Below are 16,476 nucleotides of genomic sequence, written 5' to 3'. Positions count from 1 at the left end.
TCATGAGTGTGATAGCGCAGGCAGGGGCGAAGGGTCGTCAACTGCATAAGTTTGGTGGTAGTAGTCTTGCTGATGTGAAATGTTACCTGCGTGTCGCAGGGATCATGACGGAATATTCACAGCCGGGTGACATGATGGTTGTCTCGGCGGCGGGCAGCACCACCAACCAGTTGATTAGCTGGCTGAAACTGAGCCAGACCGATCGCCTTTCTGCGCATCAGGTGCAACAGTCCTTACGCCGTTACCAGAGCGAGCTGATTGCCGGCCTGCTGCCTGCGGACGTGGCGGACGGGCTGATCGGCGCCTTCACGCATGACCTTGAACGACTGGCCGCCCTGCTGGACAGCGGGATTACCGACGCGGTGTATGCCGAAGTGGTGGGCCACGGTGAAGTGTGGTCCGCGCGCCTGATGGCCGCCGTGCTGCAGCACCTGGGGGTGGAAGCGGCCTGGCTCGACGCGCGTGATTTCCTGCGCGCCGAACGCGCCGCGCAGCCGCAGGTGGATGAAGGGTTGTCCTACCCGCTGCTGCAACAGCTGCTGGTGCAGCATCCGGGCAAACGTATTGTCGTCACCGGCTTTATCAGCCGCAGCAACGCGGGCGAAACCGTGCTGCTGGGTCGTAACGGTTCGGACTACTCGGCAACGCAGATTGGTGCGCTGGCGGGCGTGTCCCGCGTCACCATCTGGAGCGACGTGGCCGGTGTTTACAGCGCGGACCCGCGTAAAGTAAAAGATGCCTGTCTGCTGCCGCTGCTGCGTCTCGACGAAGCCAGCGAGCTGGCGCGTCTGGCCGCACCGGTACTGCACGCGCGCACGCTGCAGCCGGTTTCCGGCAGCGATATCGACCTCCAGCTGCGCTGCAGCTATACCCCGGATCAAGGCTCTACCCGTATTGAACGCGTACTGGCCTCCGGTACGGGCGCGCGTATTGTCACCAGCCACGACGACATCTGCCTGATTGAGTTCCAGGTGCCTGCGGGCCAGGACTTCAAACTGGCGCATAAAGATATCGACCTGGTGTTAAAGCGCGCGCAGGTACGCCCGCTGGCCGTTGGCGTTCACAATGATCGCCAGCTGCTGCAGTTCTGCTATACCGCTGAAGTGGCTGACAGCGCGCTGAAAATTCTGGATGAAGCGGGCCTGCCGGGCGAGCTTCGCCTGCGTCAGGGGCTGGCGCTGGTGGCGATGGTGGGCGCGGGCGTCACCCGTAACCCGCTGCACTGCCACCGCTTCTGGCAGCAGCTGAAAGGCCAGCCGGTGGAGTTCACCTGGCAGTCGGAAGAGGGCATCAGCCTGGTCGCCGTCCTGCGTAAAGGGCCAACCGAGAGCCTGATTCAGGGCCTGCACACCTCCCTGTTCCGCGCGGAAAAGCGCATCGGTCTGGTGCTGTTTGGTAAAGGCAACATCGGTTCCCGCTGGCTGGAGCTGTTCGCCCGCGAGCAGGTCACGCTTTCGGCGCGTACCGGATTTGAATTCATTCTCGCGGGCGTGGTGGACAGCCGCCGTAGCCTGCTGAACTACGAAGGGCTGGACGCCAGCCGCGCGCTGGCCTTCTTTAATGATGAAGCCGTAGAGCAGGATGAAGAGTCGCTGTTCCTGTGGATGCGCGCGCACCCGTATGACGATCTGGTGGTGCTGGACGTGACCGCCAGCGAACAGCTTGCCGATCAGTACCTTGATTTCGCCAGCCACGGCTTCCACGTCATCAGTGCGAACAAGCTGGCGGGGGCGAGCAGCACCGATAAATACCGTCAGATCCACGACGCGTTTGAAAAAACCGGTCGTCACTGGCTCTACAACGCCACCGTTGGCGCGGGGCTGCCGGTTAACCACACCGTGCGTGACCTGATTGAAAGCGGCGACAGCATTCTGGCGCTGAGCGGTATCTTCTCCGGCACGCTCTCCTGGCTGTTCCTTCAGTTCGACGGTACCGTACCGTTCACCGACCTGGTGGATCAGGCGTGGCAGCAGGGTTTAACGGAGCCCGATCCGCGCGTTGACCTTTCCGGCAAAGACGTGATGCGTAAGCTGGTGATCCTGGCGCGTGAAGCCGGTTACGATATCGAACCGGATGCCGTTCGCGTCGAATCGCTGGTGCCTGCCGGCTGTGAAGAAGGCTCTGTGGACCATTTCTTTGAAAATGGTGAAGAGCTTAACGAGCAGATGGTGCAGCGTCTGGAAGCCGCGAACGAGATGGGGCTGGTGCTGCGCTACGTGGCGCGTTTCGAGGCTAACGGAAAAGCGCGAGTCGGCGTCGAGGCGGTGCGTCCTGAACATCCGCTGGCGGCGCTGCTGCCGTGCGATAACGTCTTCGCCATCGAAAGCCGCTGGTACCGCGATAACCCGCTGGTGATCCGCGGTCCTGGCGCGGGACGCGATGTCACCGCCGGGGCGATCCAGTCCGACATCAATCGTCTGGCTAAGCTGCTGTAATTTCACTTTTTCCCCTCTCCCTGTGGGAGAGGGTTAGGGTGAGGGCACCAGACCGCACTCACCCTCATCCTGAATTTCTCTCATATTCCCTGAGCAAACCTCACCGTTATTGTTGATTATTTATGTTGACGTCCCTCCGCTTTTCCGTCATTTTTACATCTGGACGTCTAAACGTATAGAAGTTCACAACACAACAGACAACGACATGCGATTGATAGAGGTAAGGTATGAGCTTTTTTCACGCCAACCAGCGGGAAGCACTGAATCAGAGCCTGGCTGAAGTAAACGGCCAGATTAACGTCTCTTTTGAATTTTTCCCGCCGCGCACCAGTGAAATGGAGCAAACCCTGTGGAGCTCTATCGATCGTCTCAGCAGCCTGAAACCGAAGTTTGTCTCCGTGACTTACGGTGCGAACTCCGGCGAGCGTGACCGTACGCACAGCATCATTAAAGGCATTAAAGATCGTACCGGTCTGGAAGCGGCTCCGCACCTCACCTGTATCGACGCCACCCGCGACGAGCTGCGGGCCATCGCCCAGGATTACTGGAATAACGGCATTCGTCATATTGTCGCGCTGCGCGGTGACCTGCCGCCGGGTAGTGGTAAGCCGGACATGTATGCCGCCGATCTGGTCGCGCTGCTGAAAGACGTGGCTGACTTTGATATCTCCGTTGCCGCTTATCCTGAAGTGCATCCGGAAGCGAAAAGCGCTCAGGCCGATCTGCTTAACCTGAAGCGTAAAGTGGACGCCGGTGCGAACCGCGCTATTACACAGTTCTTCTTTGATGTGGAAAGCTACCTGCGCTTTCGCGACCGCTGCGTCTCCGCGGGCATCGACGTTGAAATTATCCCGGGTATTCTGCCGGTCTCTAACTTCAAACAGGCGAAGAAATTTGCTGATATGACCAATGTGCGCATTCCGCTGTGGATGTCTAAAATGTACGAGGGGCTGGACGATGACCCGGAAACACGCAAGCTGGTGGGCGCAAATATCGCGATGGACATGGTGAAGATCTTAAGTCGTGAAGGGGTGAAGGATTTCCACTTCTACACGCTGAACCGTGCAGAGATGAGTTACGCCATATGCCATACGCTCGGCGTTAGACCAGGCGTGTAACAAAAAAGAGCCCTCTTCGGAGGGTTTTTTGATTTATAAGGGTTTTATTTTCCTGCCATATCAGCAATGCTGCCTTTGACGTACAAAACTCATGTATTTTCCATGGGAAATTAAACGGATTTAACTATCGAATCTGTGGGTTATCTCAACTATACCTTATCAACAAGGGCGTATATCGTAACGGTAACACTGTAAAAGGGAGCATAGCGATGAGCACGTCAGACGAGACCAATAAAGCGGCATCAGTCGGCAAATGCCCGTTCCATCAGGGCGGCGTCGATCACAGCGCGGGCGCAGGTACAGGCAGCCGCGACTGGTGGCCAAAACAACTCCGCATCGATCTTCTTAACCAACATTCCAATCGTTCGAACCCACTGGGTGAAGACTTTGACTACCGCAAAGAATTTAGCAAGCTGGATTACTCCGCCCTTAAAGGCGACCTCAAAGCACTTTTAACCGACTCCCAACCTTGGTGGCCTGCCGACTGGGGCAGCTATGCGGGCCTGTTTATCCGTATGGCCTGGCACGGCGCGGGTACCTATCGCTCCGTTGACGGGCGCGGTGGCGCAGGACGCGGTCAACAGCGCTTTGCGCCGCTGAACTCCTGGCCGGATAACGTGAGCCTGGATAAGGCGCGCCGTCTGCTGTGGCCCATCAAGCAAAAATACGGACAAAAAATTTCCTGGGCTGACCTGTTTATCCTCGCGGGTAACGTGGCGCTGGAGAACTCCGGCTTCCGCACCTTTGGTTTTGGTGCCGGGCGTGAAGACGTCTGGGAACCGGATCTGGACGTGAACTGGGGTGATGAAAAAGCCTGGCTGACCCACCGTGACCCGGAAGCGCTGGCGAAGCGCCCTCTGGCCGCCACCGAGATGGGCCTGATCTACGTTAACCCGGAAGGGCCAAACGCCAGCGGTGAACCCCTGTCTGCGGCGGCGGCCATTCGCGCGACCTTCGGCAACATGGGGATGAACGACGAAGAGACCGTTGCGCTGATCGCGGGCGGCCACACTCTCGGCAAAACCCACGGCGCGGGTGAAGCCACGCACGTGGGCACCGACCCGGAAGCCTCGCCGATTGAAGCGCAGGGCCTGGGCTGGGCCAGCACGCACGGCACGGGCGTTGGCGCAGATGCCATTACCTCCGGTCTGGAAGTTATCTGGTCGCAAACCCCGACCCAGTGGAGCAACTACTTCTTCGAGAACCTGTTCAAATACGAATGGGTGCAGACCCGCAGCCCGGCGGGTGCGATTCAGTTTGAAGCCGTTGATGCGCCGGAAATCATGCCCGATCCGTTCGACCCGTCGAAAAAACGCAAACCTACCATGCTGGTCACCGACCTGACGCTGCGTTTTGACCCGGAATTCGAGAAAATTTCCCGCCGCTTCCTGAACGATCCGCAGGCTTTCAACGAAGCCTTCGCCCGTGCCTGGTTCAAGCTGACCCACCGTGATATGGGGCCAAAAGCGCGTTACATCGGCCCTGAAGTGCCGAAAGAAGATCTGATTTGGCAGGACCCGCTGCCGCAGGCGGTGTTCAATCCGTCGAAAGAAGACATTGAAAGCCTGAAGGCGGAGATTGTGGCATCCGGTCTGTCCGTGAGCGAACTGGTTTCGGTTGCCTGGGCGTCAGCTTCAACCTTCCGCGGTGGCGATAAGCGCGGCGGCGCCAACGGCGCGCGTCTGGCGCTGGCTCCTCAGCGCGACTGGGATGTTAACGCCGCGGCGGTTCGTGCGTTGCCGGCTCTGGAAGCTATCCAGCGCACCACCAACAAAGCCTCACTGGCGGATATCATCGTGCTGGCGGGCGTCGTGGGCGTTGAGCAGGCAGCAAAAGCGGCAGGCGTTTACGTCAACGTACCGTTCACGCCGGGCCGCGTCGATGCGCGTCAGGATCAGACGGATATCGAGATGTTTAACCTGCTCGAACCGATTGCCGACGGCTTCCGCAACTACCGTGCGCAGGTGGATGTGTCCACCACTGAGTCACTGCTGATCGACAAAGCCCAGCAGCTGACGCTGACCGCGCCTGAGCTGACGGTGCTGATCGGTGGCCTGCGCGTGCTGGGTGCAAACTTTGATGGCGGTAAGAACGGCGTGTTCACCGACCGCGAGGGCGTGCTGAGCAACGATTTCTTCGTGAACCTGCTGGACATGAACACCCAGTGGAAGGCGACCGACGAATCTAACGAACTGTTTGCCGGAAGCGATCGCGCCAGCGGTGAAGTGAAATACACCGCCACCCGCGCCGATCTGGTCTTTGGTTCGAACGCCGTCCTGCGCGCGCTGGCAGAGGTTTATGCCAGTGATGATGCGCATGAGAAGTTTGTCCGTGACTTCGTTGCCGCATGGGCGAAGGTGATGGATCTGGACCGGTTTGACCTGCAGTAACCCTTGTGCCGGGTGGCGCTAACGCTTACCCGGCCTACAGGCAAAAAAATCCCCGCTGATGCGGGGATTTTTATTTACGCTATTTACTCCCACTCCTGCAGGAACCGCTGCCCATACTGGTCGGCCACCAGCAGTGCCGCATATACCTGATCCGGCGTTACGCCGCCGGGCATGTTGTGGATCGTTTCCCCTTCGGCACAGGAGGCTTCTGCGATCAGACGCATTTTGGCCGGAATATCCTCTTTGATGTTCAGCTGTGCCAGGGTGATCGGCAGCCCAACGCTGTGACAAAGCGCGGCGACGGTCTCTATTTCTTCTACCGGCGCGTTTTCCAGTACCAGCTGCGTCAGCGTACCAAACGCCACTTTTTCGCCGTGATAGAAGTGATGCGCGTCCGGTACCGCCGTCATACCGTTATGAATAGCGTGTGCCGCCGCCAGACCACCGCTTTCAAAACCTACGCCACTGAGATAGGTGTTGGCTTCGATAATGCGTTCCAGCGCCGGTGTAACCACATGCTGTTCCGCGGCCAGCATGGCTTTTTCACCCTCTTCAACCAGCGTGTTGTAGCACAGCTCGGCCAGCGCGAGTGCTGCCTGCGTACATTTGCCGCCCGCCATGGTGGTCGCGCCGCTGCGCGAGCAGGCGCGTGCTTCAAACCACGTCGCCAGCGCATCGCCAATCCCGGCGGCAAGCAGACGTGCTGGCGCACCCGCCACCACTTTGGTGTCGACAATGACCATGTTCGGGTTGTGCGGCAGCATCAGGTAGCGATCGAACTCACCGCTGTCGGTATAAATCACGGAAAGGGCGCTGCACGGCGCATCGGTGGAAGCAATGGTTGGGGCTATAGCCACGGGTACGTCCATAAAATGGGCCAGCGCTTTGGCGGTATCCAGCGTTTTACCACCGCCAATGCCCAGCACCGCCATGCAGTCGGCGCTGTCGGCCAGCTTTTTCAGTCTGTCGATTTCATTTTGTGAACATTCGCCACCAAACGGCGCGATTTCGGCATGCAGTTCGGCTTTTTTAAAACTCTGACGCAGGGTCTCTTCTGCAAAACCCAGCACAAATTTATCGCCGACAACCAGCCAGCGATTGGCCAGGGGTTTCAGATAGTCGCCGAGACGGGTAAGCACATCAGCGCCCTGGATATATTTCCCCGGCGATTGAATGATACGGTCCATAACAGTTCTCCCTTAGAGGTTGAGGTTACCAAACGCGTTTTTCCAGTCCTGCTCGAACTTCTCTATGGCTGACTCTACCGCTGGCGTACCGAGCATTTGTTGCGCTACGTCTAAAGGAAGCGTGATTGCTTCACATCCGGCGAGCAGGCAGTCCAGCGCCTGACGCGGCGTTTTGAAACTGGCGGCCAGCACTTTGCTTTCCGGCGCGTGCAGTTCCAGCAGGGATTGCAGTTCCTGGACCGTGCGAATGCCATCACCGCCCTGAGCGTCAACGCGGTTTACATACGGCGCGATATATTTCGCGCCTGCCAGCGCGGCAAGCAAACCCTGTGCCGCGCTATAAACGGCGGTCCCCAGCGTGGTTATCCCCTCTTTTTTCAGCGCCTTGATCGCGGTAAGCCCCTCAGCCGTGACAGGGATTTTCACCACGATGTCCGGGATGGCGTTACTCAGGCGTTTTGCCTCCGCCACCATGCCTTCTGCATCGCGGCTCATGGTTTGGGCAAACAGCGTGCCTTCCGGTCCAATGGCTTTTTGCAGGCGCGGGAGCACGTCCCAGATGGATTCACGGCTGGCAGCAATGATGCTTGGGTTGGTGGTAACACCCGCAATAGGGAAGATGCGGGCCAGACGTTCAACTTCCGCCACGTTGGCGGTATCCAGATACAGTTCCATTACTCTTCCTCGTTTCAGAGTTCTAATTCGTGTTGCAGCAGGGAGGCGATGGCCTCTTCTGAGCTGGCGTTGACCAGCGCGATGCGGAAATCGTCATGCATGATGCGGCGGGCCAGGCGGGAGAAAATACGCATATGCTGATCGCCCGCGGCGTGTTTGTTCAGCGTCAGCATGATGATGAATTGTGCTTCTTCATCTCCCCACATGACGGGAGCTTTCAGGCGCGCAACGCTGATGGTGGATTGCTCAATATGCTCAGACTTGCTGTGCGGAATGGCGAAGCTGAAGCCAAGACCGGTAGAGAATACGGCTTCGCGCGCCCACAGGTCGGCCTCCAGCTTGCGGGGGTAGCGGCAACGTCCGGTGAGCAGCAGGTTATCGGTCATCCCTTTCATGACCTCTTCTTTGCTGTTCCAGTCATTGTCCAGCGAAATACAGCGTGGCGTCACCAGCGGCGTGTCCTGCTGGTTCATGCGGAACTGCGCCAGCAGATGTTCCACTTCAAGCGAGGTGCGACACGCCATGGCCTGGTTCAGCAGCTGGCGGCAGGCGCGGCTATCAAGCTGTGCCAGGCGCGCTTTGGTTGCCGGAATGGCGGGCGACCCCATGCTCAGCTCGTCCAGTCCCAGACCCACCAGCAGCGGCAGCACTGAACCTTTTGCGCCCAGCTCTCCGCACAGGCCAATCCATTTTCCCTGACGATGGACGGCCTGTACCGCATAATCCAGCGCCCTCAGGAAGGCCGGGTTCAGGCTGTTGTAGTGGCGTGCGACTTTGGCGTTGTCGCGGTCGACGGCCAGCAGATACTGCGTCAGGTCATTGCTGCCAATGCTAAAGAAATCAATCTCTTCACAGCACTGATCGATGATGAACATCACCGAAGGCACTTCCAGCATGATGCCGAGCGGGATTTTTTCATCGAACGGAATATGTTCAGCACGGAGCTGCTGTTTCGCTTCGGCAAGTTTCTCTTTCACCCACAGGATTTCTTCCATAGAGGAGATCATCGGGATCATGATCTTCAGGCTGCCGTGAGCAGAGGCGCGCAGGATCGCCCGAAGCTGGGTAGTCAAAAGCGCTCCGTACTCTTCGTAAATGCGTACGGCGCGGTAGCCGAGGAACGGATTGTTTTCGGCCGGGATATTCAGGTACGCCACCGGTTTATCGCCGCCGATATCCATGGTGCGCACGATGATGCTGCGCCCGTTTGCACTTTCCAGCGCCTGACAGAAAATGTTGTACAGCTCGTTTTCACCGGGCGCGCTGCTGCGGTCCATATACAGCATTTCGGTGCGAAACAGGCCAACGCCTTCGGCGCCGTTCCCGAATGCCGCCTGCGCTTCCACCGCGTGGGCGATGTTCGCGGCAATCTCAATGCGCAGGCCATCGGCGGTTCTGGCTTCCCGATCGAGCCAGATTCGCTGCTGCTCGCGTAGTGCCTGTTGTACTCGTGCTTCCTGGCGGTAGTAGCGTGCCACCGCATCGCTGGCGTTGACCACGACCGCACCGGTATTGCCATCAATAAATACAGGTTTATTGCGCCACGGCAGCAGGCTTTCACTGTCGACGCCCACCAGCGTCGGAATATTAAAGGAACGTGCAAGAATGACGGTGTGCGAGGTTGTTCCGCCGCTTTTTAACAGCAGCCCCTTAAGCAAGGTTTTATCGAGTTCCAGGAACTGGCCGGGCGTAAGATCATCTGCAAGACAAACGGTCGGCTGCGTCAGTTGGCCCGGCGCGGGGAAGCGTTGTTCACCATAAATCTGTTGTAAAAGTTGATAGCAAACATCGCGCACATCCAGCACGCGTTCCTGCAGATAGCTGCTGCTGGAACGAGAGAACGTATCGCAGAGATGGTTGGCTGTGGCGATTGTCGCTTGCGCGCAGCTTAGCCCCTGGCTCACGCCCGCAAGCAGATGCTGGCGTAAAGAGGTATCCGTCGCCAGCGATCGATGTGCCTCAAGAATGGCGCCGGCGGTGCTGTCGCTGTCCAGCGCGCGAAGCTCAATGTTTTTCACCAGCAGGGTGAGGCCGCTGGCCAGCGCGGACTGCTCCTCTTCTGGGCTTTTTGCATCGGGCAAATCCGTCAGTGCATTGAGATCCAGCGAGGTCAGCAAGGTCAACACGCCCCGGGCGCTACCGCTGCAAACGGGCAGGGCGCGGAAAAGCGTTGGGTTAAGGCGCGCGAGGGATTCTGGCAGCGGATCGCGCTCAATATGGATGGCTTCTGCGAGCGGCGCATCACAGTGTGGAAACTCTTCCCGGAGCCATTGTTCCAGCTGTTGATGGGCGCTCTGCTCATCTTCACCGTGGATCACCAGACGACAGGCGTCGCCTGCCAGCGTGTCGGTGCCAATAAGTGCCAGTGCGCTCTTGGCATTTCCTTTTCGGTCAGTGCGCAGGTTATGCCACTCGATCTGCGAGATAAAGGTATTGCACAGCGTCTCCACATGACTTGCCGGACGCGCGTGAACCCCGTTGGGCAATTCACAGGTAAATTCCACTACCAGAGCCATACACACTCCTGAAACCAATCATCATTCATTGGGGAACAGCATACGAGTATGTTGATGGCGCACGCCATGTGACAAATCTGCCAAAAGCTGGACAAATGTAATATCACGTGAAAAGTGAGATTTGACTCACAGGTTGTGGTGGTTTGTCTTATGCGTACCGTCTATCCGAAATGTCGAGGCGGATCGCATTTTTATTTCGATATTACAAAAATCCAGTAAATGGCCTTTTTGTCTCCTGTCCGCCGTCTTCCTGATTGCCTATTGTTTGCCACAACATCTTTATGGTTTTAGGCCTGGAGCGACATATGAAAGAGTTGGTGCATATTCTCAAGAACACGCGGCAGCATCTGATGACCGGGGTGTCGCACATGATCCCGTTCGTGGTCGCGGGCGGTATTTTGCTGGCGGTTTCAGTCATGCTGTACGGCAAGGGCGCGGTACCGGATGCCGCAACCGATCCCAACCTCAAAAAGCTATTCGATATCGGCGTGGCGGGGTTAACGCTGATGGTGCCTTTCCTGGCCGCTTATATTGGCTACTCCATTGCCGAGCGCGCCGCGCTTGCTCCCTGCGCTATTGCCGCGTGGGTCGGTAACAGCTTCGGTGCGGGTTTCTTCGGCGCCATTATTGCCGGGATCCTCGGCGGGATTGTGGTCTGGTATCTGAAAAAACTGCCGGTCCCGAAAGTCCTGCGCTCCGTCATGCCTATCTTCATCATCCCTATCATCGGCACCTTTGTTACCGCGGGCATCATGATGTGGGGTCTGGGTGAACCTGTTGGTGCGTTGACGACGGGCTTAACCCAGTGGCTGCAAGGGATGCAGCAGGGCAGCATCGTCGTGTTGGCCATCATCATGGGTTTGATGCTGGCCTTCGACATGGGCGGCCCGATTAATAAAGTCGCCTATGCCTTCATGCTGATCTGCGTTGCTCAGGGCGTCTACACCGTGGTGGCGATTGCGGCGGTAGGCATCTGCGTTCCACCGCTGGGATTAGGCCTGGCGACGCTGATTAATCGCAAGAATTTTACCGGTGAAGAGCGTGAAGCGGGAAAGGCTGCATTAGTGATGGGCTGCGTAGGGGTCACCGAAGGGGCCATTCCGTTCGCCGCTGCCGACCCTCTGCGCGTCATTCCCTCCATCATGCTGGGATCCGCGTGTGGCGCAGTGACGGCTGCCGTGATGGGCGCGCAATGTTATGCCGGATGGGGCGGGCTTATCGTTCTCCCTGTGGTGGAGGGCAAACTGGGCTACATCGCGGCGGTCGCCGTAGGGGCTGTGGTGACGGCCCTTAGCGTCAACGTGCTGAAGAGTATTGCCCGCAAGAATGCAAAACAGGTCGATGAAAAAGAGGACGACCTGGATCTGGATTTCGAAATTAACTGAGTGAGGAAGAGAACATGGCCCGAATTATCGCAGTAACAGCATGCCCGTCAGGCGTTGCCCATACCTACATGGCGGCCGAAGCGCTGGAAAGCGCCGCTAAAGCCAAAGGCTGGGAAGTGAAGGTTGAAACGCAGGGGTCGATTGGTCTTGAGAACGAGCTGAATGCTGAGGATATCGCCGCAGCGGATATGGTGATCCTGACCAAAGATATCGGCATTAAGTTCGAAGAGCGTTTTGCCGGGAAAACCATCGTGCGCGTCAACATTAGCGACGCGGTAAAACGCGCCGACGCCATCATGAACAAAATTGATGCCCACCTGGCGCAAACCGCCTGACGTTCTCCCGCCCTTCGGGGCGGGCTTGTTTTCCGTTACAGGAGTTCCCTCATGACGAATCGTACCCAGCGTTTGAAAGACGCACTTTTTGCCAGCCCACGTGAAATCTCGCTTGAGCGTGCTTTGCTCTATACCGCCAGCCATCAGCAGACGGAAGGTGAGCCGGTTATCCTCAGGCGTGCAAAAGCCACGGCGTACATTCTTGACCATGTGAACATCGCGATTCGTGATGAGGAACTGATTGCCGGAAACCGGACCGTTAAACCGCGTGCGGGCATTATGTCGCCTGAGATGGATCCGTACTGGCTGCTTAAGGAGCTGGACCAGTTTTCCACACGTCCGCAGGACCGCTTCGAGATCGGCGAAGAGGATAAGCAGATCTACCGTGACGTGCTGTACCCCTACTGGGAAAAACGGTCAATGAAGGATTTCATCAACAGCCAGATGACGGATGAGGTGAAAGCCGCTGTGGGGACGCAAATTTTCAGCGTCAACCAAACGGACAAAGGGCAGGGGCATATCATTATTGATTATCCGCGCCTGCTCAATAACGGCCTGGGTGTGCTGGTGGAGGAATTGCGCGAACGCTGCGCCCGCGATGCGCAGAACACGTTCTATGCCGCCGCGCTGATTCTGCTTGAAGCGTCCCAGCGTCATATCCTGCGCTATGCATCACTGGCTGAAGAGTTGGCTGCAAGCAGCGACGCAGCACGGCGTGAAGAATTACGGAAGATGGCAGAAATCTCGCGCCACAACGCGCAGCATAAGCCGCAAACGTTCTGGCAGGCGTGTCAGCTCTTCTGGTACATGAATGTCATTTTGCAGTATGAATCTAACGCCAGTTCGCTCTCCATCGGGCGTTTTGACCAGTATATGCTGCCCTTTTATCAGGCCTCGCTCTCACAGGGCGAAGAACCCGCGTTCCTGAAAGAGATTCTGGAATCGCTGTGGGTGAAGTGCAATGACGTGGTGCTTTTACGCTCGACCAGCAGCGCCCGCTATTTTGCCGGGTTCCCGACCGGGTATACCGCACTGTTGGGCGGCCTGACGGAGAGCGGGCGTAGCGCGGTGAACGTGCTTTCCTTCCTGTGTCTGGATGCTTACCAGAGCGTTCAGCTTCCTCAACCGAACCTCGGCGTGCGGGTTAACGAACTTATCGACCGGCCTTTCCTGCTGAAAACAGCGGAGACGATCCGTCTGGGCACCGGCATCCCGCAGATCTTTAACGATGAAGTGGTGGTACCTGCCTTCCTCAATCGGGGTGTGTCGCTGGAAGATGCGCGCGACTACGCGGTGGTTGGCTGTGTAGAACTGTCGATTCCGGGTAAAACCTACGGTCTGCACGATATCGCGATGTTTAACCTGCTGAAGGTGATGGAAATCGCGATGCAGGAGAACGAAGGCAATGCAGGGCTGAGTTATGAAGGCTTGCTGGAGCATATTCGCGCCAAAATTAATCACTACATTGCGCTGATGGTCGAGGGGAGCAATATCTGCGATATCGGCCATCGTGACTGGGCTCCGGTGCCGTTGCTCTCTTCTTTTATCAGCGATTGTCTGGAAGCGGGAAAAGACATTACCGACGGTGGCGCACGCTATAACTTTTCCGGCGTGCAGGGGATCGGGATAGCGAATTTGAGCGACTCGCTGCACGCACTGAAAGGGCTGGTCTTTGAACAGCAGCGCTTAAGTTTTGACGAGCTGTTAGCCGTGTTAAACGCTAACTTTGCCACGCCTGAGGGCAAAAAAATCCGCGCCCGGTTGATCAATCGCTTCGAAAAATACGGCAATGATATTGATGATGTCGACAACATCAGCGCTGAACTGCTGCGCCACTACTGTAAAGAGGTCGAAAAATACCGGAACCCGCGCGGCGGGCAGTTCACGCCCGGTTCTTATACCGTATCGGCACACGTACCGCTGGGGGCGGTGGTGGGGGCAACGCCCGATGGCCGTTTTGCCGGGGAGCAACTGGCAGACGGTGGGCTCTCGCCGATGCTGGGGCAAGATATGCAGGGCCCGACGGCGGTACTGAAATCAGTAAGTAAGCTGGATAACTATCTGTTATCTAACGGTACGCTGCTAAACGTCAAATTCACACCAGCGACGCTGGAAGGCGATGCCGGGCTGCAAAAGCTGGCGGATTTCCTTCGTGCGTTCACCCAGCTTAAATTGCAGCATATCCAGTTCAACGTGGTGAATGCGGACACATTGCGTGAAGCGCAACAGCGTCCGCAGGATTTTGCCGGGCTGGTGGTACGCGTTGCCGGATACAGCGCCTTCTTTGTTGAGTTATCGAAGGAGATCCAGGATGACATTATCCGCCGCACAGCGCATCAGCTGTGACCTGGTTGAAACGCGGGCCGACGTGGCGCGTATTTTCAACATCCAGCGCTACTCATTGAACGACGGACGCGGCATCCGTACGGTGGTTTTTTTTAAAGGCTGCCCTCACCGCTGTCCGTGGTGCGCGAATCCGGAGTCGATCTCGCCGAAAATCGAGACGGTGCGCCGGGAGAGCAAATGCCTGCACTGTGCTCCCTGCCTGCGGGACGCTGAGGAGTGTCCCTCCGGCGCGTTCGAGCACATCGGGCGCGATGTAACCCTGGATGAGCTGGAAAACGAGGTAATGAAAGACGATGTCTTCTTTCGTTCCTCAGGAGGCGGGGTGACGCTTTCGGGCGGGGAAGTGTTGCTGCAGGCGCCTTTCGCGACACGGCTTCTACAGAGGCTGCGTCGTTTCGGCGTGCATACGGCCATCGAAACGGCAGGGGATTCGCCTTTGTCTCGCTTACTGCCTTTGGCGCGCCAGTGTGATGAAGTGCTGTTTGATTTGAAGATCATGGACACGGCGCTGGCCCAATCAATTGTGGCAATGAATCTTCCCAGAGTGCTGGATAATTTCCACCAGCTGGTGGCTGACGGGATAAACGTGATTCCCCGCGTCCCGCTTATTCCTGGCTATACGCTTAACGAAACGAACATGGCGCGCGTGCTGGCTTTCCTGCTACCTTCTGGAATACGGCAGCTGCATTTATTGCCCTTCCATCAGTATGGGGAGCCAAAATACCGTCTGCTGGGACAGGAGTGGGGAATGCGGCAAGCGAGCCCGCCGACAGAAGATGAGGTGTCAGCGATGCGTCTACTGGCCGAGCGCGAAGGTTTCAATGTTACCCTGGGAGGCTGAACATGACAGTGATAACGGGACGTCATCTGGTGGCGGTGACCGCGTGCGTCAGTGGCGTTGCACATACCTATATGGCTGCCGAACGGCTGGAAAAGCTCTGCCAGCAGGAGAAGTGGAGCGTTAACATCGAGACGCAGGGAGCGCTGGGCGTTGAGAGCGAGCTTACGGAAGAGGACATTCAGCGTGCCGATGTCGTATTGCTCATTACTGATATCGAACTGGCGGGCAGTGAACGTTTCGAGCATACGCGCTACGTGAAGTGCGGTATTAACGCCTTTTTACGTGACCCACAAAAGGTGATGGGCGCGGTGCGAAAAATGCTATCCGCTCCGCAGCATACTCAGGTCATTCTGGACTAGCGGCCTTCCCGGTGAGCTGGCTGTGATACTGGCGACGGTATTCTGACGGCGAACGCTCCGTGTTCTTGCGAAATAACCGGCAGAAATAGTTGCTGTCGACAAATCCGCAGGCATGCGCCACCTCTTTCACTTTTAAATCATACCCTTTCAACAGCTGGCGCGCGTGTTCCAGCCGGGTATGCGTCAGGTATTCATTGAAACCCACTGCGCCCGTTTTCTGGAACAGATGCGACAGGTAGTTTGGGGAGATATAAAACGCCTGCGCGACGGATTCCCGGGTAAGCGGAGTGGCGTAGTGTTCGTCAATATAGACCCGAATCGCTTCAAACAAAGCCTGACTGCGGGAGGCGGTTTGGATCTGACTCCCCAGCAGGTCGACGCAGTGGCTAAGCAGGCTGGCGATAATCAGCCGCGCGGTTTGCTGCTCGTGCGGTTGCATCTGCATTTCATGGAGCGTCTGTAAGAGTAGCGATCCAATGCGCGGACCGCGGCGGGCAACGTGCTGCTTCGCCAGGTTACGAACGTCTACACCATCCCAGTGCAAAAGGCTAAACCCAAGCTGCTGTTTGCCAAACAGGATGCTCAGCGTGGTTGCGGGGGCTTGCCATTGTGGATTATTCCAGCCGCCAGCCGGGACGTATAAAACATCACCCCGCTGTAAAACGCAGTCAGCCAGGTCTTTCATCGAACCTTCGATCACCATCTCCAGACGCGGAAAATCGACCTGCAAGGCAAGTTCGGGGGCGGAGGTCGCAGGGTTTGCAAAATGCACCTGACGCAGCGGCGTTGTGCCGTTGATCAGGTCAGTCAGGATGTGGGTAATGTCGTGGTGCATGGTGGATACCAGGGTATTGCCGGGTGGCGCTAACGCTTACCCGGCCTACTTAAC

At 57.4% G+C, this 16,476-nt stretch carries 12 protein-coding genes; 8 read left to right on the top strand and 4 right to left on the bottom strand.

Going from position 1 to position 16,476, the window contains the following annotated elements:
* Positions 1-2 precede the first annotated feature (2 nt).
* The 3 genes from AC2TE5_RS22385 to katG all read left to right on the top strand — a co-directional run bounded on the left by AC2TE5_RS22385 (position 3) and on the right by katG (position 5,943).
* The gene (locus AC2TE5_RS22385) at positions 3-2,435 is read left to right on the top strand and encodes a bifunctional aspartate kinase/homoserine dehydrogenase II (protein WP_213329774.1); all 2,433 of its coding nucleotides are present in this window, start codon (positions 3-5) and stop codon (positions 2,433-2,435) included.
* Between the two features lie 227 nt (positions 2,436-2,662).
* On the top strand, positions 2,663-3,553 hold the full coding sequence (gene metF, locus AC2TE5_RS22380) for a methylenetetrahydrofolate reductase (protein WP_010436968.1): 891 nt from the start codon (positions 2,663-2,665) through the stop codon (positions 3,551-3,553).
* A gap of 209 nt (positions 3,554-3,762) precedes the next feature.
* A complete protein-coding gene (gene katG / locus AC2TE5_RS22375) occupies positions 3,763-5,943 on the top strand; it encodes a catalase/peroxidase HPI (protein WP_121423287.1) in 2,181 nt (726 codons plus the stop codon).
* An 83-nt stretch (positions 5,944-6,026) separates the two neighbouring features.
* Here katG and gldA read toward each other — a convergent pair whose 3' ends face one another.
* Genes gldA through ptsP form a run of 3 tightly spaced genes read right to left on the bottom strand, consistent with a single transcriptional unit; the run spans position 6,027 to position 10,321 of the window.
* Positions 6,027-7,130 carry a bifunctional L-1,2-propanediol dehydrogenase/glycerol dehydrogenase gene (gene gldA / locus AC2TE5_RS22370; RefSeq protein WP_024909184.1) on the bottom strand — a complete coding sequence of 368 codons (1,104 nt, stop codon included), beginning with the start codon at positions 7,128-7,130 and terminating at the stop codon, positions 6,027-6,029.
* Between the two features lie 12 nt (positions 7,131-7,142).
* The gene (gene fsa / locus AC2TE5_RS22365) at positions 7,143-7,805 is read right to left on the bottom strand and encodes a fructose-6-phosphate aldolase (RefSeq protein ID WP_484612386.1); all 663 of its coding nucleotides are present in this window, start codon (positions 7,803-7,805) and stop codon (positions 7,143-7,145) included.
* A 14-nt stretch (positions 7,806-7,819) separates the two neighbouring features.
* The gene (gene ptsP, locus AC2TE5_RS22360) at positions 7,820-10,321 is read right to left on the bottom strand and encodes a phosphoenolpyruvate--protein phosphotransferase (RefSeq protein WP_484612385.1); all 2,502 of its coding nucleotides are present in this window, start codon (positions 10,319-10,321) and stop codon (positions 7,820-7,822) included.
* Positions 10,322-10,626: 305 nt separating this feature from the next.
* Here ptsP and AC2TE5_RS22355 point away from each other — a divergent pair, with 305 nt between their 5' ends.
* The 5 genes from AC2TE5_RS22355 to AC2TE5_RS22335 are packed head-to-tail and all read left to right on the top strand — an operon-like array spanning position 10,627 to position 15,587.
* Positions 10,627-11,706, top strand: coding sequence for a PTS fructose transporter subunit EIIC (locus tag AC2TE5_RS22355; RefSeq protein ID WP_213329766.1), 1,080 nt, complete (start codon positions 10,627-10,629; stop codon positions 11,704-11,706).
* Between the two features lie 14 nt (positions 11,707-11,720).
* Complete coding sequence (locus AC2TE5_RS22350; protein WP_023309670.1) at positions 11,721-12,041, top strand: PTS fructose-like transporter subunit IIB; 321 nt, start codon at positions 11,721-11,723, stop codon at positions 12,039-12,041.
* Between the two features lie 51 nt (positions 12,042-12,092).
* Positions 12,093-14,387 carry a formate C-acetyltransferase gene (locus tag AC2TE5_RS22345; protein ID WP_484612384.1) on the top strand — a complete coding sequence of 765 codons (2,295 nt, stop codon included), beginning with the start codon at positions 12,093-12,095 and terminating at the stop codon, positions 14,385-14,387.
* Positions 14,353-15,228 carry a [formate-C-acetyltransferase]-activating enzyme gene (locus AC2TE5_RS22340; protein WP_484612383.1) on the top strand — a complete coding sequence of 292 codons (876 nt, stop codon included), beginning with the start codon at positions 14,353-14,355 and terminating at the stop codon, positions 15,226-15,228. The genes AC2TE5_RS22345 and AC2TE5_RS22340 overlap by 35 nt, the downstream gene beginning before the upstream one ends.
* Before the next feature lie 2 nt (positions 15,229-15,230).
* Positions 15,231-15,587, top strand: coding sequence for a PTS fructose-like transporter subunit IIB (locus tag AC2TE5_RS22335; protein ID WP_121423294.1), 357 nt, complete (start codon positions 15,231-15,233; stop codon positions 15,585-15,587).
* Here the strand turns inward: AC2TE5_RS22335 and AC2TE5_RS22330 are convergent.
* The gene (locus AC2TE5_RS22330) at positions 15,574-16,422 is read right to left on the bottom strand and encodes a helix-turn-helix transcriptional regulator (protein ID WP_159515130.1); all 849 of its coding nucleotides are present in this window, start codon (positions 16,420-16,422) and stop codon (positions 15,574-15,576) included. The genes AC2TE5_RS22335 and AC2TE5_RS22330 overlap by 14 nt on opposite strands.
* Positions 16,423-16,476: the final 54 nt, after the last annotated feature.

It is taken from the genome of Enterobacter sp. N5-15 (assembly GCF_057221635.1).
Note: the sequence above shows the minus strand (reverse complement) of the source record. Positions and strands in the feature narration are given on the sequence as shown.

Excerpts from the sequence above, each read along its gene's own strand:
- AC2TE5_RS22385 (WP_213329774.1), top strand. The coding sequence starts at position 3 with ATGAGTGTGATAGCGCAGGCAGGGGCGAAGGGTCGTCAACTGCATAAG.
- metF (WP_010436968.1), top strand. The coding sequence starts at position 2,663 with ATGAGCTTTTTTCACGCCAACCAGCGGGAAGCACTGAATCAGAGCCTG.
- katG (WP_121423287.1), top strand. The coding sequence starts at position 3,763 with ATGAGCACGTCAGACGAGACCAATAAAGCGGCATCAGTCGGCAAATGC.
- gldA (WP_024909184.1), bottom strand. The coding sequence starts at position 7,130 with ATGGACCGTATCATTCAATCGCCGGGGAAATATATCCAGGGCGCTGAT.
- fsa (WP_484612386.1), bottom strand. The coding sequence starts at position 7,805 with ATGGAACTGTATCTGGATACCGCCAACGTGGCGGAAGTTGAACGTCTG.
- ptsP (WP_484612385.1), bottom strand. The coding sequence starts at position 10,321 with ATGGCTCTGGTAGTGGAATTTACCTGTGAATTGCCCAACGGGGTTCAC.
- AC2TE5_RS22355 (WP_213329766.1), top strand. The coding sequence starts at position 10,627 with ATGAAAGAGTTGGTGCATATTCTCAAGAACACGCGGCAGCATCTGATG.
- AC2TE5_RS22350 (WP_023309670.1), top strand. The coding sequence starts at position 11,721 with ATGGCCCGAATTATCGCAGTAACAGCATGCCCGTCAGGCGTTGCCCAT.
- AC2TE5_RS22345 (WP_484612384.1), top strand. The coding sequence starts at position 12,093 with ATGACGAATCGTACCCAGCGTTTGAAAGACGCACTTTTTGCCAGCCCA.
- AC2TE5_RS22340 (WP_484612383.1), top strand. The coding sequence starts at position 14,353 with ATGACATTATCCGCCGCACAGCGCATCAGCTGTGACCTGGTTGAAACG.
- AC2TE5_RS22335 (WP_121423294.1), top strand. The coding sequence starts at position 15,231 with ATGACAGTGATAACGGGACGTCATCTGGTGGCGGTGACCGCGTGCGTC.
- AC2TE5_RS22330 (WP_159515130.1), bottom strand. The coding sequence starts at position 16,422 with ATGCACCACGACATTACCCACATCCTGACTGACCTGATCAACGGCACA.